Raw genomic sequence first — 21,141 nt, 5'->3', positions numbered from 1 at the left:
TGGTTGTAGCCGTCCTGGAAGGCGCCGCCGAAGTTGTCGTCGTTGAACCAGAGGAACCGGGTGCCGAACTCCCGCTGCAGGTACTCGATCTCGTCCACGACGTCGATCGGCGACCGGACCCGCCAGGCGTTGCCCGACTGGACCCCCGGCGCCCGGGGCACGTAGCAGAAGGTGCACTTGGCGTGGCAGCCGCGGCTGGTGTACGTCGACGCCACCGGCGTGGGGATGCCGTTCTTGCGGTGGTGGATGAGCAGGTCGCGGGCGGGCCATGACTCTTGGGCGAGGTCGGGGAGCTTGGGCGGTCCGCTGCTGCGGACGCGGCCGTCCTGCCAGAACCACAGTCCGGGCACGCTGCGCCAGTCCCGCCCGGCGCCCAGGCACTCCATCAGCCCTTCGACCGTGAGTTCGCCCTCGCCGAAGGCGACACAATCGGCCTCCGGGATGCGTTCGGCGATGAGTTTGCCGTTGTACGTGCAAAACGCCCCGCCGATGGCGACGAAGACGTTGGGGTCTGCCTTGCGGACGCAGCGCAGGAGCCGGACCGCGTCGATGATGTGCAGGTCGTACATGATGCTGATGCCGACGAACTTCGGTCGTTCACGCCGGATCAGATCGATGATCGCCTCGTCACTCGGGTTACGCCCGTGCAGGTTTAGTGCCTGGACCGAGTATCCGCAGCCCCTGAGGTGACCCGCGATACAGGCCACACCCAGGTTCTCCCGGACCTTCTCATAGAAGAGGCGCATCGCCGGGTCCAGGCGGAGGTATTCCTCATCGTTGATCAGGACGTTCTGGTTGTTGACACTGGAGAACCCGGTGAGGATCTCCCTGGGTGTCATCAGAACCACGTCAGCCATCTGCACTCCACTCCAAGCGCCCTGCCGCGCCTCCGGTCAGGAGGAACGCGGCATTGTTTCCGCCGAACCCAAAGTTGTTCACCATCACGGAACGAATTCCGTCACAGGGCTCCGGATCGCGCAGCACCCGCACGTGCTGCGCGTCGAGGGGTTTGCGCAGACCAGGTGTGCCCGGAAGCACCTCATGACGCAGGGCCCGGACCGCCGCCACGACACCGGGGAACACCGAGGCGTGCAGCAGATGGCCGGCCGCCCCCTTGTACGAACTGACCGGGATGCCCCGCCAGTCGTGCTCGGCGCCGATCTGGTCAAGGGCCAGTAGTTCGGCCTCGTCGCCCTGCCGGGTGCCGGGAGCGTGGCCGTGTACATAGTCGACGGTGGTGAGACCGGCCATGGCCAGCGCCTCTCTCATGCACGCGGCGCCGATGTGCGCGTTGAGCCGGCTGACGCCCTGCCCCGCCACCCGGCAAGAGATCCCGCTGAGCGTCGCCAGGGGGGCGTGACCGCGGGCCGCCGCGCGCTCGGCGGTCTCCAGGACGATCACCCCGGCGCCTTCCCCAATGGTGACGCCGGAGCGGGCCTCATCGAACGGGCGGGCGACGCTCGTGGTCGTCGCGCGCAGTACGTCGAGGCAGGCGTAGTCGTACGAGTTGAGGGACGACACCCCGGTGACGACCGCCATGTCGGCGAGCCCGCACATCAGCCACTCGCGCGCCATGGCAAGCCCGAAAGCGCCCGAGGCGCACGCGTGGGCCATCAGCACCGCGTTCTGCGGGGCGATGCCCGTTCCGTCCCCGTCCTCGTCGGGGTCCAGCGCGATCTCGTCGATCCGGGGAGCGTCACTGACCTGCGGGAGGTGCGGAACCACCCCGGCGGACACCAGGAGGGTCCGGCCCGGTAGCTGAGCGATTCCGGCCTCCCGCAGCGCCTCAGAGCGCGCACGGTCGACCAGCGCGCGCCGCATCGGTTGTCCGCGCGGCGCCTCCACCTCTGTCTGGCACACGGTCCTGCTGCGGAAGCGGGACGCGTCGAACCGGGTCAGTTCGGACAGCCCCTGGTTGCCGTCAAGGAGGTTCTGCCAGAACGCATCGCCCCCGTCGCCGAAGGCGGTGACCAGGCCGGTGCCGGAGATGACCACCGATGAGTCCGACCGCCGCGGCGGGAGCCGAGCCGCTGTTTGGCCGGTGCCGCTGGGGTGTGACGCGCCCGAGCCGTCGTCGGCGGCGGTCACAGGGACGGCCGCGACCCGGTAGCCGTCGCCGTCCGGGTCCCGCACAACCTCACACACGACCATCGCCTCGTGCAGGCCCGCGGAGATCGCGCCCCAGGCCCAGCGCACCGCCTGCAAGGTGGCCGCACGGGGGCTGATCAGCACATAACCCGGACCGTTCCAGCCGCTGACCTCCGCCAGTTCCTGGATCAGCTGAGCCGGCTCCGGGGTCATGGCCTCGGACGGCCGCAGCCTGCGGCCTCCCGCCTCTGCCTCCACGCACCGGCCGACGTACTGGGAGGTGGTCGTGACACAGTAGTCCGTGGCGGCCATCACCACGGGCACATCGGCGCGCAGCGAGGCGGGCAGGTGGTCAAGGGCCGTGGACAGCACGTCAACGAAGGCCGCGGCCAACGACTCACCGGTGGCGAGGAAAGACAGGTCCCGCCGGGAGCGCAGGCCGTCCAGCGCCCGGGGGGCCGTACCGCCCACGATCACCGTGGCTGGCTTCGGGGTCTTCATGTCACCGCCGTTCCGGGCGCCAGGGCTTCGTCTCCCAAACTGAGCCGCGCGGCCAGCTCGTCGAGGGAGAGCCGGCCGGCGAGAAAGGGGCCCACGTCCGCGAGGCGCGGGTCGTCGTGCCGGTCCGCGACCAACCGCCAGAACCTCGGTAACAGGTCGCCCGTGTCCCGGCGCGCCATCGGCAGGTGGTACGCGATCGTGTCGAGCAGCTCGAAGGTGGCGCCCGCGGCCAAGAGGCGCAGCCCGAGTTCGAGATCCTCGCCGCCCCACAGCTCTCCGTAGTGCTCGTCGAAGCCACCGACCTCTTCGAACACCGTGCGTCGCATGCTGGTGCTTGTACCGATGCAGGTCAGCCAGCGCAGTGAGGCATAACCGGGCGACTGCACCACCTTCCGGGCGGTCCTCTCGATGAACGAGCGGCGCGGCCCGAGAAGAGCGGCGGCAGAACCGAGGTCGGCGACGGTACTGGGCTCGAGCTGCCGCCCGCGGGCACCTGTCAGGGCCGCCTGCAGCGGCTGCGGATCGGGTGTCAGCGCGAACGCGGAGAGGTCGATGATGCCGCCGTGCACCACGGCGGCAGCCGCGCCCCGGTGGGCCGCGAGGTGCTCCTCCAGCAGCCGCGGTGTGGCCACCGTGTCGTCGTCGAGGAAGAGCAGCACCTCGCCGCGCGCCAGCCGCGCCCCGCTGTTGCGTGCGCAGGCCGCGCCACGCCCGCCCGTGGTGGTTGACCGGATCGGCAGACCCTCCGGAACGGCCGCGAGGACCTGCTCCACCGCACCGGTCTTGGGCGCATCGTCGACCACAATGACCTCGAACCGCCCACGGTCCAAGGTCTGTTGCCCCAGGCCCGTCAGTGTGAGCAGTAATCGCGTGGTCCGGTTACGGGTCGGAACGACCACACTGACCGCTGTGCCGCCAGGTGTATCCCCCGGCGGCGCGGCTGTCGCTGTCATGTCCGTCATGCCAGGGAGGCGCTGTCGCCGGCCTTCTGATCGAGGATGTAGGTGGCGAGGCCCTCGATGGAGAAGAGCGTCTCCTCCGTCAGTTCCTCGTCCTCGAAGACGACATCGAATTTTTCCTCGAGGATCAGCAGGTACTCCAGGGCATCGAGGGAGCTGAATCCGTACTGCTCCACCATGCTGGCGTCGCCCTCTCCGGGCGTCTGTCGGTATCCGGCCTTGGCCATGCCCGCTGCTATCTCATGGAGTTCTTTGATGAGTTCGGCGCGGTCCATCGTGTCTTGTCTCCCGTGGTGAAGAATTTCGGTCACACCTTCGTGCTCTGTTCGTCGAGCTGCTGCTCGGTCAGCCCGCGGAAGCGGTCCATACGGAAGTAGTGCTGGAGGTCACCACCGAATTCGGCCCGGTAGTAGAAGTCCGTGGTGTGACGCTCCGTCTCCGTGCTCGCCGGCTCCGTGCTGACCGTCTCCCCGCGCCGGAGTGCGGCGATCAACTCGGGGACGGGGTAGAGGAATTCCACCTTGCTGCGCAGGTACCAGCTTTCGCCGTGCCTCGCGACAACCGGGAGGTCCTCCTCGGGACCCGAACCGTCCGGCAGCATGCGGACGGGCTGGCACATCAGGTCGTACCGGAACACCTCGTCCAGGAACGACACCAGATGCTGGGGCAGGTCGGGCTTCATGGCCTCCTCCCACCACAGCTTCAGCAGCCGCTTGGTGAGCAGCCGCCAGACGTTGGGGTCGACGTTCTCGCTGGCGGAACTCGTCGGTTTGGCGACCGCGTGCAGCTCTCTCGCCTCGGGATCGTCGCTCTTCTCGACCCAGTCGGAGAAGCTGAGAATGACGCGTGACTGGGGGATGTCGGCGAGCTCCCGCAGGGCGACCCAGATGTTGTGCAGCCACAGGCTCCGGGCCAGTACCCGGTTCCAGCAGATGAAGCGGAGCATGCGCTCGTTGTCCGCGAGCGTCATGGTGTTGTGCGAGAGCACATAGTCGAAGTCGTCCTGCTCACCGCGCACGGTCACCAGTCCGTGCTCTTGCCTCTTGTCGTGGTACTCGGTGTTCGGCAGCAGCATCAGCGGGTGGACGGCGATGAACGGCGTGTGCCGTGCCGCCCGGTCGTAGCCGTCCAGGAACGAGGCGACCGTCTCACCCGGCGCGCCCCAGATCAGCTCCAGGTACGGCGTGATTTCGTGCTCGGTCAGCCAGGCGACGAGGCTTTCCCAGTCGTTCAGCTTCATATTCCGCCGACGCATGAGATCAAGCACCGAGTCATCCATCGTCTGCAGCGCGAGAATGAAGGCGCTGTGCATCCCGGACTGCTTCATCTTTTCCATGATGCGGTAGAATCCGGCGGACTTGTTCTTGGCCCAGGAGGTCTCAAGTCGCTTCGGGAATCCGTACTTTCTCCGCACTCGGAGCAGATCGTCGAGGAATTCCTCGTCCTCGCGTAAGAGCCCGAAATTGGAGTCAGCGAGCATAAGGATTTCCGCGCCATGCCGACCCAGCACATCCAGCTCTTCGCGCAGTCGCTCCCGTGAAAATGCCCGCATTTTCTGCCCGGTGGCGCCTCCCCAATAGCAGAATGCGCACTTGTACGGGCATCCGCGGTTTGTCTCCATGAGCGCGTAGTCGTAGAGGAAGCGCCCCCTTTTGTCGACGAGTGGTATTGCTCCCGTCAGGATGGGGGATGGCAGGATTTCAAGGTCCTGAATACGTTCGCGCTGGGGGGTCGTGACCAGGTTTCCATCGGCCTCCCGGAAGGAGAGGCCGCCGATCTCGTGGAGTTCGGTACGGCGAGCGCCGTCGAGATAGCCGTTCATCAGGTCCCGGAAGACCAGCTCCCCCTCGCCGTTCACCACCACGTCGACCTCGGGGAACATGCGGAAGACCCGCTCGGCCTGGTGGGCGACGTGGTTTCCGCCGAATACGACCCAGCCTTGCGGGTTCATCTGTTTGAACGTCTCGGCAAGAGCGCCGAAGGCACGGAAGTTCCAACCGAGGACGGAGAAGCAGAGAATGTCGGGGACGCCGTCCCGTATGAGGTCTCGGGCCATGGCGTTCAGGCCGGCGTCGCCGGGATAGTTCCTGATGGTTATGTCCATGCGGCGCCGGATGCGCTCATCGGTCTCAGCATAGGACTTCAGGTAGCCGATCGCTAGCGGCATGGAGGCTGCGGAATTCCCCCAGACGCCTTGCTGAACGAGCAATGCGCGAGTCTTCTCCATTACCGGCCTCTACCCCCTTATATCGCTCCGACAGGCCAGGTCGCAATTGAGACTACAGCAGAAGACCTCCAGTGCAATGGTGCCGCCGAAAATATGCCGTCGGCATGGCTAATTCTCTTCGGTCCGTACGCGTTCGGTCATGTGACGCCTTGGTGTGGATCGCCGTCCGGGTGTGGCCCGGCGACCCGCCGAACCCTCGGATGCAGCTGGCTGAAGTGGGATTTCAGCAAGAGTCGCGCGGCGCGGACCGGGTGGCCGGTACGGGTGGATGGCGTGGCCGGAAATTGACTCCAGGGGCCCCGTGAATGGCCGGAAATCTATCGACCCCGATGGTCCGGAAGGTAAACAGGGCAACTCCGAGTGTGATCATTTTTAGCCACCGCCCTCTCATTTTCTGCCACTCCGGAGCCGACCCTGTGCGTGTGCGGTAGCCATCGGTATGCTCCCGCCGTACTACGTCTGTTTTCCTCTTTCATTCCCCACCGTTCGGGCTCGGAGTTACATGACGGAGATTTTTGACACGTGGTGCCCGGTCGTCTTGCCGCATGTGGAAACGGTCGACGGCCGACTCCATTTCATGGGGCGTCAGGTCGATGTTTCCGGCCAGGTGTCGGACGGCGACGCCGCCCTGCTGTCCCGCTGCGACGGCAGTCGGCCCCTGGACGGCTTCAGCGCGGCCGACCGCGAGACCATCGGCCGCTGGCGGCAGCAGGGGCTGCTGCTCATGGCACCCCTGCTTACTCCCGGCCCCGAGGCCGCAGCACCGCCCGTGATCGTGTCACCGCACCCGGACGATGCGCCGCTGGCCCTCGGCGGGACGGTGGCCCGGCACGGCGGCCGGTTCCTCGACGTCTTCAGCGTCGAGACCTGGACCAAGGACCCGTACTACGCCGAGCATCCGGCGCTCACGCGTCGCCTGCTGCTTGCCGAGGAAGAGGTCGCCGCTCGCGTGCTGCGTGCCCGGGTGGAGTTCCTGGGATTCGTCGACGCCGCCGACCGCGACCTCAGACGGGACCGCTTCTTCGCCGATACCGCCTGGTCCGACGGGTTCACACGGGAAGAGCCGGAGCTCTTCGAGGCCATCACGGAACGACTCGCCCCCTTCCTTGACGGCGCCGGCCACGTCTTCACGCCGCTGGGAGTCGGTGGTCACGTCGACCACCTCGCCTGCCGGGAGGCGGTCATTGAACTGGCACACCGTGGCGCGCTCAGCGGTGCACAGGTCGCCTTCTACGAGGACCAGCCGTACTCCCTGTTCTCTTCCGCGGAGGAGACCGCGACGAAGCTCAGTGCGCGCCTGGCCGAAGCGGGACTCGGCGAACTGCACCCGGAGCTCCGGCCGGTGGACGACCTGGCGGCGCTCACCAAGAGCGAGGCACTGGGCGCCTACCGCATCCAGGTGCGCAAGGGCATCATCCACCGCATCCGCCGGCACGGCGTGCGCATGGCGGAGGGCTCTCGGAGCCCAGCCGCCGAACGTATCTGGCTGATGCGACGCAGCTGACCGTCTCCCCCCATGACAAGCAACCGCGGCCCCACCGCTCTGTGAAGGGTTTCCTATGTACGCACTGGCTCAGTCCCTGACACCCGAGGACCAGGAGGTCCTTGCGGAGGCATGCGCCGAAGTGGGCGTCACCCTGCACGTGACGGATCCGGAAGCGGACCACGTCGCCCCCTCCGACGCTCTCCTTGTCTCCTTCCACCGGATCGCCGCCGGCCGGTCGGACGATCTGTCCGTGGCGGAGCTGAAGAGCAGGGGCGGTTACCCGGTGGCTGTGCTTGACGGCATATCCGCCACCGAGGTCCTCTCGGCCGTCTCCAGCGGCTTCAGCTTCACGCTGGCCAGCCCTCTGAGGCGGTCCCGGCTCGTGAAGACGCTCAGCTACCTGAAGACCGTCACGCCGCCCGAGAACACCCAGGTGCTCACCCTGGACGGGAAGGGCGCACTGAGCTCCTCCGCGAAGTCGGTGCCCGTGACCGACGCCGAGGAGGGGCTGCTGAGCCTGCTGAACGACCGGTCGGGCCAAATCGTCCCCATCGCGGACCTCATCAAGGCCACGGGCGGTGAAGACGTGAACAAGGTGGCCTCGGTGCTGAAGCAGAAGTTCCTGGACATCGAATCCGGCGCGAAGCTCCTCAAGGTCCCGCACCTGGGCTTCCGCCTGGTCGGGACGGTCCGCAAGGACGCGAGCTGATGCGCGCCGTGGTGGTAACCGGCGCCCCCGGTGTGGGCAAGACCAGGCTGGGTCACCAGCTGGTGACCCGGTACAGCGTCCCGGCCGCCGCGATGGACTGCGATCCAGTCGTCCATCCCTATGACGGCGGCGAGGATATCTACGACCTGATGGCCTCGGCCCTGCGCGCTGCCGTGCCCGTGTACCGGGATTGGGGGGCGCGTGTCGTGGTCGTCACCGGGGTGGTCCTCGAGGGCCGTGCCTACGACCGCTTCCGCAAGGTGTTCGAGGAGCTCGGCGTCGACTCGGTCTACTACGGACTTCAGGCCGATGCGGAGGTCCTGGCCGCCCGGATCGAGGCCGATGCGGGCGGCCGGCACTTCATCGAGGGGCGGCTGGCCGAGCGTCATCTCGATGCGGAGGTGCCCAATGTGCCCGGTGTCCGGCTGATCGACACCACGCACCTGACGCTGCAGGAGACGACCGACGCGGTCGCGGCCCTGGAGCGCGCCGAGTTGGGGCCTCAGTGGGTTGGGCCATCCGAGTGATCACTGGAAGCGGCCGACCTCCAGGCCCTCGCCGCCGGTTCGCGCTGAGAGGACGAAACCGTAGTAGTGCGTGGCACCGATCCCCGTGACGTACTCCCGGACCTCCTCGCCGAGCGGGCCCGTGAGCTGCTGGTGTTCGTCGCGCGGGGCGAAGGCCGGCCAGCGTGGGGGCGTCGACGGCCTCAGCAGCAGCCGCCCGGAGATGTTCAGGCGCCGCAGTTCGGCCTCCAGCTCCGAGACGAAGAACGGCCCGTGCTCGTCACCGTAGGCCGCGGCCTGGAGCAGCGCCTCGCCCTCCTGGGTGAGGAGCCGGGGGACCTGACGCAGGAGCTCCCAGAAGAACTCCAGGCCGTCAAGCCCGGCTTCACCGGCCAGCCAGCCGAGCGAGCCCCGGCGCAGCGGGAGGCAGGGCGGGTTGGAGACAACGAGGTCGAAGCGGTCCTCGAGGGACAGGGACATGATGTCCCCCTCGACGGCAGTCAGCCGGTCTCCAAGGCCGTTGACATGGGCGTTGATGGTCGCTGCCGCGGTGCATTCCGGATTGACGTCGACCGACACCACGTCGGCGCCGTTCCGGGCCGCCGACAGGCCGAGGATGCCGGTGCCGCACCCGAGGTCCAGAGCCGACCGGACACCCTTGCGGGCCGCCACGAGCCGGGACAGGGTCATCGAGTCGGTGCCGACCCAGGGTGCGTACGATCCGGTGTCTCGCCCCGCCGCCCGCCAGGCGGCGAAGAGCGCCATACCGTCCCCACGGACCAGGCAGTAGTCGGCCGACACCTTGCCGGAGTCCTCCGAGAGCACCCCGGCGCGGAGCAGGAAATCGAGCAGCGGACCGGGAAGCTCCGAGCGCACCTCGGATTCCGCCACCTGCTCCCCGAAGACGAACAGAGAGGAGAGGATGGACTCGGCGGACATGGTGGAGATCGCTGCCAGTGTGTCGGCGTTCCGCCACGGTGCCAGTTCGCCGAGCCAATCCCCGGCGAGCGTGAGCAGATCGTGCTGCGGGAGCCCGCGAAGCCTCTGAAGCCCGGCACCCGCGAAATCTTCGCCGGAAATCCCATCCGCGGAAATCATTACGTCTCCTTGATGTCTCGTATGGTCTGGCATTCCGTCGCCCGCGAAATCAGCGGGGGGACGGTTCCCCGGTCGGCTCGAAGATTGGAGTGAACGCCGATTTCAGCTCTCGTAGCCGTTCCAGAGCGCGGGGCCCGGCGTACGGTGCGCAGCGCTTGATTTCCTCTTCGGAGATACCGCCGAACAGATAGAGATTGACCACGTCTATCGGTCCGGTGCAGCTCTTGCAGAAGGGGAAACGGGGCCGACTCTGCATGAACATATCGTAGTGCTGGTGCTTTCCGAACTGCTCGTGGATGAGCTCGGGCTCCTGCTTTATGTTTCCCATGGGCTTGAGCCAGGCATACGGACAGGCGGAGACGTCTCCCTGTCCGAAAAGCTGCACCATGGTGGCCGTCGCGTAACACCGCAGGGTGCGAACGCCGGTGCGCAGCTGATTGCCTATGTGCTCCACGAAGGCGCGTGGCGGGAGGACCGCGGACAGCTCGTCATAGCGCTCGAGCAGCGGCGCGAAGTGGTCGCCGAGCTCAGGTGCGTGGCTGGCCCTGGTCTCTCCGCGCACCGGGAAGAAGTAGAGCATGATGCCCTGCCCGTACCGTTCGAGCAGGAACTCGGCGAACTCCGTCTGGCCGGTGGCGTTCGCGTCGGTGATCACCGACTGGATCTCGATGGGAATCCCCAGCTGGGCGGCGTGGTCCAGGTGCCGCATGATGACGTCGAAGAGCTTGTGCTGCTTGGGCGGCAGCCGGTGCCTGTTCATCTCCAGGGTGTGACCGTCCAGGGAGAGGCACAGCTGGACGTTGCCCAGCTCGGCGAGCGTCTCGAGCCGGCGCGGCGTCAGGAAGGCGCCGTTGGTGATGACCTGCACGACCTCGTACTTCTCGCTGCACTCCGCGACGAACTCGGTGGAGCCCTTCAGCCAGAAGAACTCGCCGCCGCTGAGGCGCATGATCGGGCTGTCCACCTGCTGGTGGTAGGCGTCGAGGATCTCATGCCAGTCCGCACGCCGGTCGGTGGTCAGGCGAAGCCTCGCGTCCGGGACCTCCATCAGAAGGTTGAAGTCCTCGGTGAGGCAGTAAGTGCACCGCATCTGGCATAACTGCTCCTCGATTACCATGTCGTTCATAAGGAGCTTGAGGCGATTCTGCCCATCGCGATCCGCGAACATCGCGTCACGAATCTGAAGTTTCAGGGCCATGCTCTATCACCGCACCTAGGTCGCTTTCGCGCATGACTCTAACGTTTCCGTCGGTGAGCTTAAGTGTGTCCTGAACGCAGGGTCAATGCAGACCGCCGGCAGTGCTGTCGATCGGCTGAAACGCGACGCGATCTGGACGGAGGATGGCTCATATTCATCTGTCGGCTGACTTGCTGGAATAATAGTGTTGCGATTGCGTAGTCACTCAATCAGTAGGCTGACCGGGGAGTAAGGACGGCTGCATGCTCACTCTTGGGCTAGGTGGTTCCAATCATGACTTTTCGGCCAGTCTCGTCGAGAACGGCGAGATCGTTGTCGGTATCGAAGAGGAACGACTGACTCGCCGAAAGTACGCCGTCAATGTGAATTCCCTGGCGAACCAGTGCTGGCGGTACTGTCTCACCACGCACGGGGCCCGGCTCGCCGACGTCGAGGCGATCGTCGCGGACGACACCCTCCTGCCCAGTTGCTACTTCCCGTTCCGCAGCCGGACCACGCTCATCAGGCACCACATGGCGCATGCCGCGAGTGCCTTCTACCCCTCGCCCTTCCCCGAGTCCGCGATCCTCGTGGTCGACGGGGCCGGCAGCCTGTTCGAGGGGAAGGGCGTCGAGACCCTGAGCATGTCGGTCGGCAACGGCACGGAGATCACCGAGATCTCCAAGGTGTACGGAACCAACTGGAGCACCGACGGTCTGCGGGAGGCCAAGGTCTACCAGGCCGGTGACAGCGACCACTCGCTGGGCTTCATGTACAAGGCGGTCAGCAAGGCCATCGGCTTCACTCTCTACGAGGAGGGTGCCTGGTACCTGACCGAGGACGGCAAGACCATGGGTCTCGCCCCCTACGGCACCGACCGCTACCAGGCGGTGTTCCGCCGCCACCTCGAGCTCCTGCCGGACGGCCGGTACGAGCTGCACCTGAAGGACGGCGGGCTGCTGAGCTTCGTCGAGCACGCCCTGGACGGATTCGAGGGCGAGGAGCGCTTCGCACGGGGCGCCGACCTCGCCTGGGCCGCCCAGGATCTGCTGGAGACCGCCGTGCTGCACGCCGCCAACTGGCTGCACACGGAGACCGGGCTCTCCCGCCTCTGCCTGGCCGGCGGCGTGGTCCTCAACTCGGTCGCGAATGGCAAGATCCTTCGGAACACCCCGTTCACCGAAGTTTTCGCGCAGCCCGCTGCGGGCGACAACGGTTGCGCGGTCGGCTGTGCGTACTACGGTTACCACGTCCTCGGCGAGCAGCCGAGGCCGCGCGGCCCGAAGGCCCCGAAGACGGCCCCGCGGCCCCAGAGCCACAGCTACCTCGGCCGTTCGTACAGCACCGAGGAGATCCAGGCCGCGCTCGACGCCTCCGGGCTGCCCTACCGGCGGGTGGAGCGGCAGGCTCGGCTGGCGGCCGAACTCCTGCCACAGGGTGCGCTCATAGGCTGGTTCACCGGTGGCTCCGAGTTCGGGCCGCGCGCCCTCGGCCACCGCAGCATCCTCGCGGACCCACGCCGCGCGGAGATGAAGGACATCCTCAACAGCAAGGTCAAGCACCGCGAGGCGTTCCGGCCGTTCGCCCCCGCCGTCCTGTCCCACCGGGCCTCCGAATACTTCGACCTCGACATCGAGTCCCCGTACATGCTGATCGTGGCGCCGGTGCGGGAGGAGAAGCAGCAGGAGGTGCCGGCCATCACCCACGTCGACGGCACGGCGCGGGTTCAGACGCTCACCCCGGAGGCGAACGGCGCCTTCTACGAACTGGTGGAACGGTTCTGCGAGCTCACCTCCGTACCCGTCGTGCTCAACACCTCTTTCAACGACCGCGGTGAGCCGATCGTGGAGACCCCCGAGGAGGCGCTGGCCTTCTACGGAAAAAGCCAGCTCGACTATCTCTTCCTGGAGGACTTCCTAGTGGCCCACAGTGCGGCGGACCTCGACTCGGCGACGGAGACGGTCGCGTGAGGGACGAACCGAAGATGCGGTACGAGCCCTGGCGGGCCCTCGCGCTGTGGGGGGAAGAGGAAGCCGCCGCCGCCATGGAGGTCATCCGGTCGCGGTCCCTGTTCCGTTACTACGGGCCGGACCTCCTCCACCGGACCGACGAGTTCGAGGCCGCCTTCTCAGAGGTGGCGGGCGTCCCGCATACGGTCGCCCTGACATCCGGCACTGCCGCGCTCACCTGCGCGATGATCGGGCTCGGAATCCCGCCCCAGGCGGAGGTGATCGTTCCCGCCGTGACCTTCGTTGGCAGTGTCAGCGCCGTCGTCGGGGCCCGCGGCATCCCCGTCTTCGCCGAGGTCGACGACTCGTTGACCCTGGACCCTGCGAAGCTCGAGGAGCAGATCACCGAGCGGACCTGGGGCGTGATGCCGGTCCACCTCAACAATGTCGCCGCCGACATGGGGCCGATTATGGAGGTGGCGCGTCGGCACGGACTGCGGGTGATCGAGGACGCGGCCCAGGCCGCCGGGGTCAGTTACAGGGGACGACCAGTCGGCAGTCTCGGCGACGCGGGCGCCTTCAGCTTTCAGCTCGACAAGAACATCACCGCCGGCGAGGGTGGCGCGGTCACCGTGGCCGATGCCGACGTGTACGACCGGGTGGCCCGGTACCAGGACCAGGGCGGCCAGTTCACCACCTCCAAGGGCGCGACGCGGGGGACCAGCGACAACCCGCCGTTCATCGGTGCCAACCAGCGCATGACAGAGCTGACCGCGGCCATCTTGTCCGCGCAGCTTCCCCGCCTTGTCCCCATGTGCCGACGTCTGCGCGACGTGGCGCGCCATGTGCGGAGCGAGACCGCCGACCTGCCGGTCCGCTGGAGGAGGCTGCCGGACGAAAACGGTTCGGGCGGCGACCTCACGCTGTTCCTGGACTCCCGTCTTCAGGCGCGCGGCTTCGTCGCCGGCCTGAACGCCGCCGGTATCCCCGCGCACACCATGTACCAAGGACAGCCGGTCACGGCCAACCGTGCCGTACGGGAGGGGCGTACGCCCTGGGGCGTGGAGTGGAACCGTCCCCCGCGCTACCGGATCAGCGAGGGGCTTCTCGGACGCTCCGTCACCATCGGTCTGGGTGCCGCCATGACCGACGCGGACGTCGACGCTGTCGTCACCGCCTTCCGCAAGACCTACGAGGGCATCACCCAAGCCGACTGAACGAGCACCACCGACAGGAGCGGAGCGACACGCCGGCATGACCCTGTACGACATACCCGTTCGAACACTCGCGGGCGAGCCCGGTGACCTGAGCCCTTATCAGGGAAAGGTACTGCTCGTGGTCAACGTGGCCTCGCAGTGCGGACGCACACCGCAGTACGCGGCGCTTGAGGAGCTGCACCGGCGCTACGGACCCAGAAGGTTTGCCGTTCTGGGCTTCCCCTGTAACCAGTTCGGGGAACAGGAACCCGGCACCCCCGAGGAGATCCGGGCGTTCTGCTCGGCCACCTATGACGTCACTTTCCCTCTCTTCGAGAAGGTGGACGTCAACGGCGCCGGACGGCATCCGATCTACAAGATTCTCACCGCCGCCCCCGACGAGCACGGGGTGGCCGGGGACATCGAGTGGAACTTCGAGAAGTTCCTCGTGTCCCCCGACGGTCTGGTGGCACATCGCATCCGTTCCCGCGTGAAGCCGGACACCCCCGGTGTCACCGACAAGATCGAAGCACTGTTGCCGACCTGACCCTCGCACCACCCCAGAGGGCACCTCATGCACACCCCAGCTGACAGTCGGTCACAACGAGGCCCGGTCCGCCCTCACCGACCTGCGGCTGTGCAAAGACGTCCGGCACTCGGTGCCCTGGGAGGCCGACGGCCTGCACGCCGTCGGCCGGAACACACCCGCCTGCGTCGGCTGGGGGCGAGCCAGTTCACCGCCCGCCGTGAGGACGGGGACCGGCTCTCGTCCGAGGAAGCGCTTGTATGGTGTTCCTGCTGCTCGTCGCCGGATTCGACATCATCGTCAACTTCCTCTCTACCGGTGTCTATCGGCTGCTCCTGAGGCCCAATCAGTTCGCCGCCCTGCGTGTCGGACCCTGCTCGACGGTCCGATCGAGATGGGCGTCACCATCCCGCACTCGTTTCGCCTTCGGCCTTGATCCCGACCCACACCGGCGTCTCGGCCTGACCCGCGGCAACGCGCCTGCGCCCTGGACCGCCTCGACGGCGACTCTCCGCGACCCCGCCCACCTCACCGGCTGGCAGAACCAGGCCGCGGCAGTTGGGTAACCTGCGTGGTAAACTAATGAAGCTGACAGCGTCGGCTGAACGGGCGCACAACGTCATCTAGGGAGGCGAATCCATGGGGCGCGGCCGTGCTAGAGCCAAGCAGGCGAAGATCGCTTATGAGTTGAAGTACAGCGGTGCGTCGATAGACCTCTCTCAGCTGGCCGAAGAGCTGGGCGCATCTCCCTCGACCCAGAATGCCGAGTCCCGTGACGACGACACCCGAGGCGCCGACCGGGACCCGCACACGGCTGCGATCCGCCCCTCTGACGACGGTAGCATGACGCGCTGACCGACCAACACGTCGGCTTCAGCTCGGCGGGCTCTGTGGGCCGCGCTTACGTTCTCTCATGTGGCGGCCCAGCGCCGTCTTCTGCTTCCAGTTCCGCAGGATCTCCGCGTCCAGCCGCGCATCGCTCCTCGCCGCGATCCGCTCGTTCTCGCGGAGCAGCTTCCGGTAGTTCTCAAGCCGCCGCAGAGGCAGCCCCCCGTCATCGGCCGCCGCGAGCACCGCACACCCGGGCTCCACGCCGTGCGAGCAGTTGTGAAAGCGGCAGTCCCGGGCAAGGGCCTCGATATCGGTGAAGGTCCGGGCGACGCCACTGTCCGCCTCCCACAGCCCCACTCCGCGAAGTCCCGGCGTATCGATCAGGACCCCACCCCCCGGCAATGGCAGGAGATCGCGGGTCGTCGTCGTGTGCCGACCCTTGCCGTCACTGTCACGCGTGCTGTCAACCCGCTGCACGTTCGCCCCCGTGAGCGCGTTGGCGAGAGTGGACTTACCGGCACCGGACTGACCGAGAAGAGCAGCCGTCCCGCCGCAGACGAGGGCCGCGAGGGCGACCATGCCCTGCCCCGAGGCCGCGCTGACGCAGAGCACGCGCGCCCCGGGGGCCACCCTCTCCGTGTCCTCGACGAGATATGAGCGGGTCACCGGGTCGGGTACCAGATCGGCCTTGGTGAGGACCACGATCGGCTCCCCGCCGCTCTCCCACGCCAGGGAGAGGAAACGCTCGATGCGCCCGAGCTCAAGCTCACCCGCGAGTGACACGGCGATGAGCAGCTGGTCGATATTGGCGGCCAAGACCTGGCCCTCGGATCGCTGCGAGGAGACGGCCCGGACGAACGCGGTACGCCGCGGCAGCAGCGCCCGGACGATCCTCTGGTCCAGGTCGAGTGCCACCCAGTCGCCGGTGCAGGGGTTGCGTATGAGGTCAGATGACATCACCGGCCACGTCTCCGCCCGCACGGACACCACCCGCCCATCCTCGGCGGCAACGACCTCGCAGCTCCCGCGATCGACCCGCACGACACGGCCAGGCCGGAGACCCTCGGCTTCATGGGAGCCGAACTCGGCTGCGAACGCATCGTTCCAGCCGTACCAGTGGAGCGGATGTGAGGCAGTGGATGTGGTCAAGCTAGACCCTTCGCGGGGGAGCCGAGACAACAGAATGCCTTTCAACCCACTCTTCCACGGGTCACAGGACACTCTCACAATGAATCGCAGGGCAGCATAACTCGAGAATGAGACGCTCCTCAACTGTACTTTCGCCGAACAACCCGCACAACACGCCTCGTTCCTTCGGTGACTGGGTCTGTACGGTCAACGGCCCTGTCTCGCATTCGGTGGTGACGGAGAGTCGTGAAAGCCTGTGTCGGTGATCCGTGCTTCGACGCTGTGGACTACGTCCTAGCCGGCGCCGGGCTGGAGGGCGTCGAGACCAGCTGCGCGCGCGTGGCGGCGGCGTGCGGGCTCGATGGCGACCGGCTCCATGCCTGGAGCCAGGTGATCGCGCCGTTTGCGGCCATCGCCCACCTCAGTGACGGTGGTGAGAAACCGGTGATCGATGAACTGCTCGCGTTGACCCGGTGAGCGCACCCCGCGCTCCGCTGGGACGGAACACTGTTCGTCAGGTCTCAACAGGGGTGCGGTGCAGACCTGTGTTGCACCGCGTGTTGCACTCACAGCGGCGGCGGGCACCGAGGCAACGGCATGGCGACGTCGCAGAGCCGGGACCGGCCGCCAGGCTGAGCGGGTCCGGCCCGCGGGGTGATTGGGAGCCGCCGTGTCCATCGCGTTCCGCATCAGCTGCTGCCTGTGCCGCCATCGCCGCTGCGGCCACGCCGGCGGCGGCGATGGAGCTGTACCTGTGGAACGTGCGCCTGTCGGCCGCCTGCAGCGAGGTGATCGCTCCTGCCGAGGTCGTTCTGCGCCCGGCGGTGACCGGCTCGTCCTCCCGTTCACGTCCCACTTCAAGAGCGAGCCGGTCGACTGCTCCACAAGCAGCACGCTCGAGCTCGACACGTCCATCATGTTCGACGTCGATGACGCACTGCGCGCGTACGCGGAGACGGGCGGCCCCGAACCCGAGGCGGACGGGCGCATCCAGGTCGGGTACATCTACGCGACGGTCCGGTTCGAGTCTTTCCTGCACCCTGGTTACGCGTCGGTGGAGTGCTGGGCAGCGACGTCGGGGATGAGCCGCTTGTTCGCGCGGTCGACCAACATCAGGAAGGTGTTCACCGACCTCGCCGCCGCCAGCGGCGGAGTGTGCTGCCTGTTCGACACCGGCGACGGCGGCCCGGAGCAAGTGTGCTGGCTCAACGGTGAGACCACCCAGGAGATGGTCCCCGGTCCCCGTTTTCCGGATCGGCGAGCACTTGTGGCGAGTTGGTCCGACCCCGAGAGGTGAGCACCGGTGCCCCTTGACCAGCACAACCCCGGACGGATCATCCGAGTGCAGTCTTCAGGGGGAGCCCGTGAAGCTGCCGGTGTCGGCTTCGGGGAGGATGCCGAGTTTGACCAGGCGTTTCAGCTTGGCTCGGGTGCCTTCGATGTTCTTCGGCAGCAGTTCGTGGTCGAGGGCTTGGCAGACGTCCTTGGCCCGCAGCGGTCGGGTCGCGTCGTTGCAGACGGCCAGGATGCGGGGGTAGTCCGGGTGCTCGGGCAGGTCCGGTGGGCCGGCTGGGAGCCGGTCGGCAAGGCCGGTGACGGTTTTCCGGGTGATCACGAGATGCTCGAGGTGTGTCTCGGCCTCCCGCAGCCGGGTCTGCAGTTGGCCGATCTGCGTGCGGGGGCCATCGGCTTGAGCCCGGGTGGCACTCTCCTGGATGTCCAGCGCGTCGAGCAGGGGCCGGATGTTCATGCGGAAACTGCCTGTGGGTCGCGCCAGGCAGAGGCGTTCGTGCCGGTGAGTCGGCGGACCATGACATGGGTCATGGCCCAGTAGACGCGGGAGGCGGACGAGGACGGATGGTGCTCGTAGTCGCGGACTATGCGCCGGTGCAATATCAAGATCCCGTAGGTCTGCTCGACCCTCCACCGTTTCGGCTGCGGCACGAAGCCCTTGTCCTGCGGGTTGCGTTCGACGATCTCGACGATGCCCAGGTCGGCGCCGCGCACGACGACGACCTGGTTCTTGAAGCCCTGGTCGACCAGTGCCTTCTCGATGGTTCCGCCGGTGTGCGCAGCGACCTGGTCAAGCAGCGCGATGCCCGCGGCGTTGTTGTGCGCGCTCGCGGCGAGGACCACCACCGCGATCACCAGACCGAGGCCGTACCCGGCTCGCCAAGTCCGTGTATGACGCGGGGTGGTCCGCGTTCGTGGGCATGCTGGAGTACAAGGCGGTCAAGCACGGCCGCATGTTCGTGAAGGTGGGCCGTGCTTTCCCGTCTTCTCAGGTCTGTTCGGCCTGCGGATTTCGGGATGGTCCCAAGCCCCCTGCATGTCCGGGAGTGGACGTGTGGCGCGTGTGGCACCGTGCACGGCCGCGACCACAACGCAGCCCGCAACGTCCTGTTCGAAGGATGCCGTATCGTCGCCGCCGGACGGGCGGAGACGCTAAACGTCTCGCAGAGCGCCGGTAAGACCGGGACGAAAGTCCCGGCACAGCGCGTTGAAGCAGGAAGCCCCCGGAAGGGTCACATGGGCCCTGACCCCTGATCTTGGACACACGAGACACTGGATCCTGAGGATCTGAGAACGGACATCTCGTGGTCATGAAGAACTATCCGCCGCAGTTCAAGGCGGACGCGGTCGCGTTGTACGAGTCGCGGCCCGAGGCGACGATCAGACAGGTCGCTGCCGATCTGGGGATCAACCCCGAAACCCTGCGGAACTGGGTCCGGGCGGCCGGCGCGAGCCGGCCCCGGGGACGCCGCGCGGAGACACCCACCGAGCCGCCCACGCCGTTGGAGGCGGAGAACGCCGCCCTGCGCAAGAAGGTCCGCGAGCTGGAGGAGGAACGCGAGATCCTGTGCAAGGCAGCCAAGTATTTCGCCGGGGAGACGCGCTGGTGAACCGCTTCCAGTTCGTCGCCGACCACCAGCGCCGTTACGGCGTGAAGCGGCTGTGCACCATCCTCGGCATCGCCCGCTCCAGTTTCTACTACTGGCGCGCGACGGCCGCTGACCGGGCCACCAGGCAGGCAGCCGACGCCCGCCTCGCCGTCCGAATACGCACCGTGCACCGCGAGTCGGACGGCACCTACGGCGTCCCCAGGATCACCGCCGAGCTCCGCGAGACGGGCGAGCGCGTCAACCACAAGCGGATCGCGCGCGTGATGCGGGGCATCGGCCTGGAAGGCGTGCGGCTGCGCCGCAGGCATCGCACCATGATCGCGGACCCGGCCGCGGCGAAGGCCCCGGACCTGATCGGCCGCGACTTCACCGCGAGGGAGCCGAACACGAAGTACGTCGGCGACATCACCTATCTCCCGGTGGACGGAGGGAAATTCCTCTACCTGGCCACCGTCATCGATCTTGCCTCGCGCCGCCTGGCCGGCTGGGCGATCGCGGATCACATGCGCACTGAGCTCGTCCTCGACGCTCTGGCCGCCGCCGAACGCACCCGCGGCAGCCTCGCCGGAGCGGTCATGCATACCGACCATGGAGCCCAGTACACGAGCCGGGCGTTCGCCGATGCCTGCCGCCAGGCCGGCGTCCGCCCGTCCATGAGCACCGTCGGCTCCAGCGCGGACAACGCACTCGCCGAATCCTTCAACGCGGCGTTCAAACGCGAGACGCTCCAAGGCCGCAAGCAGTGGTCCAGCGAGCGCGAGGCCCGCCTCGACGCGTTTCGCTGGCTGCACCGCCACAACATCCGACGCCGTCACTCCCGCCTCGGACACCGCAGCCCGATCGCCTACGAAGCAGCATCCCGAACAACAACAACTACGCTGGCACCAGCCGCATAACCCGTGTCCAAGATTCGGGGGCAAGGCCCCACAACCCAGGCCGGAATCCCTGGACTTTAGGCCAGGGAGCACGTCAAGAGATTCCCATCAACCGGCAGCAGCGGTAGCGCCAAGGGCATGTCGTGGTGGCGCAGCTCAGGTATTGTCCGTGCTGGTTGCAATCCCGGTGCTGCAAAGTCGGGCGATTGGGCAACGGATCACCGGGAATTCCCGTTGCGTGCGCCCGTACCAATGCCAGAACAGCCCTGAGGAAGGCGCTGCCCTCGTGGCCGCCGGACAGGCCAGCTTCAGCTGGCTGGGGTCGGTGCGGGTGTGGTGCGTCGCCAGTTGAGCATCCACGCCGCGGTCAGCAACGCGCCGAGCCCCGCCAGGGCCATTGAGCCGCCGGTGCCGCACACAGCGGCGGAAGCTCCGACGCAGACTGGGCCGAGGCCCTGCAGTGTCATGTTGCCGGAGCCCAGCAGGCCGAATGCCTGGCCCTGGCTCTGTTCGGGAAGGGCGGCCAGGAACTCGCGTTGCAGACCGAGACCGTAGGCGAAGCCGCAGCCGGCGAGCAGCAGCAGTCCGGCGGAGAGCGGGCGGCCCGGGTTGCCGGCGAAGACGATCAGCGGTAGGCCCATCAGCGCGATCAGCGGGACCACCATCCGTTCCCGTGCGGTCGGTCGCAGCCACCGTCCCACCACGAGGTCGCCCAGCAGCATGCCGACCGGCAGGCAGGCCATCAGCACCGCGTAGGAACCGGAGGGGAAGCCGTGACTGCCCGCGTAGGCGACGATCAGCCCTTCCGCTCCGGCGGCGAACATGCTTGGGAGCCACTGTGCGAAGAGCAGCCGCCGGATCGAGCGGTGGCGCAGCAGTGCGCCCGTGCTCGGCAAGCTGGGCCAGGACCTGAGAGGGGAGCAGCCCCGTCCGGCCGGCCACCACCCGGATCAGCCGACTGGGCGCGACGGACAGCCAGACC

The 21,141-nt window shown here is 67.3% G+C and carries 20 protein-coding genes and 3 pseudogenes; 12 read left to right on the top strand and 11 right to left on the bottom strand.

Features of this window, described 5'->3' with window-relative positions; translation table 11 throughout:
* From ACH4EW_RS31850 to ACH4EW_RS31830, 5 genes are all read right to left on the bottom strand, one after another.
* Positions 1 to 857: B12-binding domain-containing radical SAM protein (locus ACH4EW_RS31850; RefSeq protein WP_398262949.1), on the bottom strand; the 857-nt coding region annotated here is incomplete at its 3' end.
* Positions 850 to 2,589: a beta-ketoacyl synthase N-terminal-like domain-containing protein gene (locus ACH4EW_RS31845; protein ID WP_398262947.1), complete on the bottom strand. Its 1,740-nt coding sequence runs from the start codon at positions 2,587 to 2,589 to the stop codon at positions 850 to 852. The genes ACH4EW_RS31845 and ACH4EW_RS31850, both read right to left, overlap by 8 nt.
* Positions 2,586 to 3,542, bottom strand: coding sequence for a glycosyltransferase family 2 protein (locus tag ACH4EW_RS31840; protein ID WP_398262945.1), 957 nt, complete (start codon positions 3,540 to 3,542; stop codon positions 2,586 to 2,588). The genes ACH4EW_RS31845 and ACH4EW_RS31840 overlap by 4 nt, the downstream gene beginning before the upstream one ends.
* A gap of 5 nt (positions 3,543 to 3,547) precedes the next feature.
* Positions 3,548 to 3,823, bottom strand: coding sequence for a phosphopantetheine-binding protein (locus ACH4EW_RS31835; RefSeq protein ID WP_398262943.1), 276 nt, complete (start codon positions 3,821 to 3,823; stop codon positions 3,548 to 3,550).
* A 32-nt stretch (positions 3,824 to 3,855) separates the two neighbouring features.
* Entirely contained in the window at positions 3,856 to 5,775 is a 1,920-nt protein-coding gene (locus tag ACH4EW_RS31830) for a KedN5 family methylcobalamin-dependent radical SAM C-methyltransferase (protein ID WP_398262941.1), read from the bottom strand.
* A 577-nt stretch (positions 5,776 to 6,352) separates the two neighbouring features.
* On the opposite strand from ACH4EW_RS31830, the gene ACH4EW_RS31825 reads away from it, so the two are divergent.
* From ACH4EW_RS31825 to ACH4EW_RS31815, 3 genes are read left to right on the top strand one after another with little or no spacing between them, the layout of a single operon-like run.
* Positions 6,353 to 7,279, top strand: coding sequence for a PIG-L deacetylase family protein (locus tag ACH4EW_RS31825; protein ID WP_398262939.1), 927 nt, complete (start codon positions 6,353 to 6,355; stop codon positions 7,277 to 7,279).
* Positions 7,280 to 7,334: 55 nt separating this feature from the next.
* A complete protein-coding gene (locus ACH4EW_RS31820) occupies positions 7,335 to 7,970 on the top strand; it encodes a hypothetical protein (RefSeq protein WP_398262937.1) in 636 nt (211 codons plus the stop codon).
* Positions 7,970 to 8,497 (top strand): hypothetical protein, encoded by a 528-nt coding sequence (locus tag ACH4EW_RS31815; RefSeq protein WP_398262935.1) that lies wholly within the window; start codon positions 7,970 to 7,972, stop codon positions 8,495 to 8,497. Before ACH4EW_RS31820 ends, ACH4EW_RS31815 begins: the two co-directional genes overlap by 1 nt.
* Here the strand turns inward: ACH4EW_RS31815 and ACH4EW_RS31810 are convergent, their stop codons facing one another.
* Together ACH4EW_RS31810 and ACH4EW_RS31805 are read right to left on the bottom strand one after the other, a co-directional pair.
* Positions 8,498 to 9,574, bottom strand: a complete 1,077-nt coding sequence (locus tag ACH4EW_RS31810; RefSeq protein ID WP_398262933.1) for a methyltransferase — start codon at positions 9,572 to 9,574, stop codon at positions 8,498 to 8,500.
* A 49-nt stretch (positions 9,575 to 9,623) separates the two neighbouring features.
* Positions 9,624 to 10,700 carry a radical SAM protein gene (locus ACH4EW_RS31805; protein ID WP_398262931.1) on the bottom strand — a complete coding sequence of 359 codons (1,077 nt, stop codon included), beginning with the start codon at positions 10,698 to 10,700 and terminating at the stop codon, positions 9,624 to 9,626.
* Positions 10,701 to 11,014: 314 nt separating this feature from the next.
* Between ACH4EW_RS31805 and ACH4EW_RS31800 the strand changes: the two genes are divergently transcribed.
* The 5 genes from ACH4EW_RS31800 (at position 11,015) to ACH4EW_RS31780 (ending at position 15,277) form a co-directional block, all read left to right on the top strand.
* Positions 11,015 to 12,721 carry a carbamoyltransferase gene (locus ACH4EW_RS31800; protein WP_398262929.1) on the top strand — a complete coding sequence of 569 codons (1,707 nt, stop codon included), beginning with the start codon at positions 11,015 to 11,017 and terminating at the stop codon, positions 12,719 to 12,721.
* Positions 12,718 to 13,917, top strand: a complete 1,200-nt coding sequence (locus ACH4EW_RS31795) for a DegT/DnrJ/EryC1/StrS family aminotransferase (protein ID WP_398262927.1) — start codon at positions 12,718 to 12,720, stop codon at positions 13,915 to 13,917. Before ACH4EW_RS31800 ends, ACH4EW_RS31795 begins: the two co-directional genes overlap by 4 nt.
* Before the next feature lie 37 nt (positions 13,918 to 13,954).
* Positions 13,955 to 14,443, top strand: a complete 489-nt coding sequence (locus ACH4EW_RS31790) for a glutathione peroxidase (RefSeq protein ID WP_398262925.1) — start codon at positions 13,955 to 13,957, stop codon at positions 14,441 to 14,443.
* 239 nt (positions 14,444 to 14,682) lie between these two features.
* On the top strand, positions 14,683 to 14,988 hold the full coding sequence (locus ACH4EW_RS31785; protein WP_398262923.1) for a hypothetical protein: 306 nt from the start codon (positions 14,683 to 14,685) through the stop codon (positions 14,986 to 14,988).
* Between the two features lie 73 nt (positions 14,989 to 15,061).
* Positions 15,062 to 15,277, top strand: coding sequence for a DUF3073 family protein (locus ACH4EW_RS31780; protein ID WP_398262921.1), 216 nt, complete (start codon positions 15,062 to 15,064; stop codon positions 15,275 to 15,277).
* 18 nt (positions 15,278 to 15,295) lie between these two features.
* Here the strand turns inward: ACH4EW_RS31780 and rsgA are convergent, their stop codons facing one another.
* On the bottom strand, positions 15,296 to 16,210 hold the full coding sequence (gene rsgA / locus ACH4EW_RS31775) for a ribosome small subunit-dependent GTPase A (RefSeq protein ID WP_398262919.1): 915 nt from the start codon (positions 16,208 to 16,210) through the stop codon (positions 15,296 to 15,298).
* A gap of 420 nt (positions 16,211 to 16,630) precedes the next feature.
* Between rsgA and ACH4EW_RS31770 the strand changes: the two are divergent.
* Both ACH4EW_RS31770 and ACH4EW_RS31765 read left to right on the top strand, forming a co-directional pair.
* Positions 16,631 to 16,858: pseudogene (locus ACH4EW_RS31770) on the top strand (aminoglycoside phosphotransferase); the annotation flags it as partial.
* A 439-nt stretch (positions 16,859 to 17,297) separates the two neighbouring features.
* Positions 17,298 to 17,678: a hypothetical protein gene (locus ACH4EW_RS31765; protein ID WP_398262917.1), complete on the top strand. Its 381-nt coding sequence runs from the start codon at positions 17,298 to 17,300 to the stop codon at positions 17,676 to 17,678.
* A gap of 54 nt (positions 17,679 to 17,732) precedes the next feature.
* Here ACH4EW_RS31765 and ACH4EW_RS31760 read toward each other — a convergent pair whose 3' ends face one another.
* Both ACH4EW_RS31760 and ACH4EW_RS31755 read right to left on the bottom strand, forming a co-directional pair.
* On the bottom strand, positions 17,733 to 18,131 hold the full coding sequence (locus ACH4EW_RS31760) for a hypothetical protein (protein WP_398262915.1): 399 nt from the start codon (positions 18,129 to 18,131) through the stop codon (positions 17,733 to 17,735).
* Positions 18,128 to 18,538 (bottom strand): annotated as a pseudogene (locus tag ACH4EW_RS31755) (IS5/IS1182 family transposase); the annotation flags it as partial. The gene ACH4EW_RS31760 and the pseudogene ACH4EW_RS31755, both read right to left, overlap by 4 nt.
* A gap of 2 nt (positions 18,539 to 18,540) precedes the next feature.
* Between ACH4EW_RS31755 and ACH4EW_RS31750 the strand changes: the two are divergent.
* Positions 18,541 to 18,928 (top strand): annotated as a pseudogene (locus ACH4EW_RS31750) (RNA-guided endonuclease InsQ/TnpB family protein); the annotation flags it as partial.
* A gap of 50 nt (positions 18,929 to 18,978) precedes the next feature.
* A protein-coding gene (locus ACH4EW_RS31745; protein WP_398262913.1) for an IS3 family transposase occupies positions 18,979 to 20,180 on the top strand; the annotation gives its coding sequence in 2 pieces (ribosomal slippage) (positions 18,979 to 19,264 and positions 19,264 to 20,180; 1,203 coding nt in all).
* 287 nt (positions 20,181 to 20,467) lie between these two features.
* Here the strand turns inward: ACH4EW_RS31745 and ACH4EW_RS31740 are convergent.
* Positions 20,468 to 21,055 carry a hypothetical protein gene (locus tag ACH4EW_RS31740; RefSeq protein WP_398262911.1) on the bottom strand — a complete coding sequence of 196 codons (588 nt, stop codon included), beginning with the start codon at positions 21,053 to 21,055 and terminating at the stop codon, positions 20,468 to 20,470.
* Between the last annotated feature and the right edge of the window lie 86 nt (positions 21,056 to 21,141).

The organism is Streptomyces sp. NPDC018000, from assembly GCF_044328025.1.
Taxonomy (GTDB): domain Bacteria; phylum Actinomycetota; class Actinomycetes; order Streptomycetales; family Streptomycetaceae; genus Streptomyces.
This window is presented reverse-complemented; position numbering and strand designations above follow the sequence as displayed.

Bases quoted from the DNA above. Each gene is read 5' to 3' on its own strand.
- ACH4EW_RS31820 (WP_398262937.1), top strand. From the start codon at position 7,335: ATGTACGCACTGGCTCAGTCCCTGACACCCGAGGACCAGGAGGTCCTT.
- ACH4EW_RS31815 (WP_398262935.1), top strand. From the start codon at position 7,970: ATGCGCGCCGTGGTGGTAACCGGCGCCCCCGGTGTGGGCAAGACCAGG.
- ACH4EW_RS31780 (WP_398262921.1), top strand. From the start codon at position 15,062: ATGGGGCGCGGCCGTGCTAGAGCCAAGCAGGCGAAGATCGCTTATGAG.
- ACH4EW_RS31825 (WP_398262939.1), top strand. From the start codon at position 6,353: ATGGGGCGTCAGGTCGATGTTTCCGGCCAGGTGTCGGACGGCGACGCC.
- ACH4EW_RS31830 (WP_398262941.1), bottom strand. From the start codon at position 5,775: ATGGAGAAGACTCGCGCATTGCTCGTTCAGCAAGGCGTCTGGGGGAAT.
- ACH4EW_RS31835 (WP_398262943.1), bottom strand. From the start codon at position 3,823: ATGGACCGCGCCGAACTCATCAAAGAACTCCATGAGATAGCAGCGGGC.
- ACH4EW_RS31760 (WP_398262915.1), bottom strand. From the start codon at position 18,131: ATGAACATCCGGCCCCTGCTCGACGCGCTGGACATCCAGGAGAGTGCC.
- ACH4EW_RS31810 (WP_398262933.1), bottom strand. From the start codon at position 9,574: ATGATTTCCGCGGATGGGATTTCCGGCGAAGATTTCGCGGGTGCCGGG.
- rsgA (WP_398262919.1), bottom strand. From the start codon at position 16,210: ATGTCATCTGACCTCATACGCAACCCCTGCACCGGCGACTGGGTGGCA.
- ACH4EW_RS31840 (WP_398262945.1), bottom strand. From the start codon at position 3,542: ATGACAGCGACAGCCGCGCCGCCGGGGGATACACCTGGCGGCACAGCG.
- ACH4EW_RS31805 (WP_398262931.1), bottom strand. From the start codon at position 10,700: ATGAACGACATGGTAATCGAGGAGCAGTTATGCCAGATGCGGTGCACT.
- ACH4EW_RS31790 (WP_398262925.1), top strand. From the start codon at position 13,955: ATGACCCTGTACGACATACCCGTTCGAACACTCGCGGGCGAGCCCGGT.
- ACH4EW_RS31765 (WP_398262917.1), top strand. From the start codon at position 17,298: ATGTTCGACGTCGATGACGCACTGCGCGCGTACGCGGAGACGGGCGGC.
- ACH4EW_RS31800 (WP_398262929.1), top strand. From the start codon at position 11,015: ATGCTCACTCTTGGGCTAGGTGGTTCCAATCATGACTTTTCGGCCAGT.
- ACH4EW_RS31785 (WP_398262923.1), top strand. From the start codon at position 14,683: ATGGTGTTCCTGCTGCTCGTCGCCGGATTCGACATCATCGTCAACTTC.
- ACH4EW_RS31845 (WP_398262947.1), bottom strand. From the start codon at position 2,589: ATGAAGACCCCGAAGCCAGCCACGGTGATCGTGGGCGGTACGGCCCCC.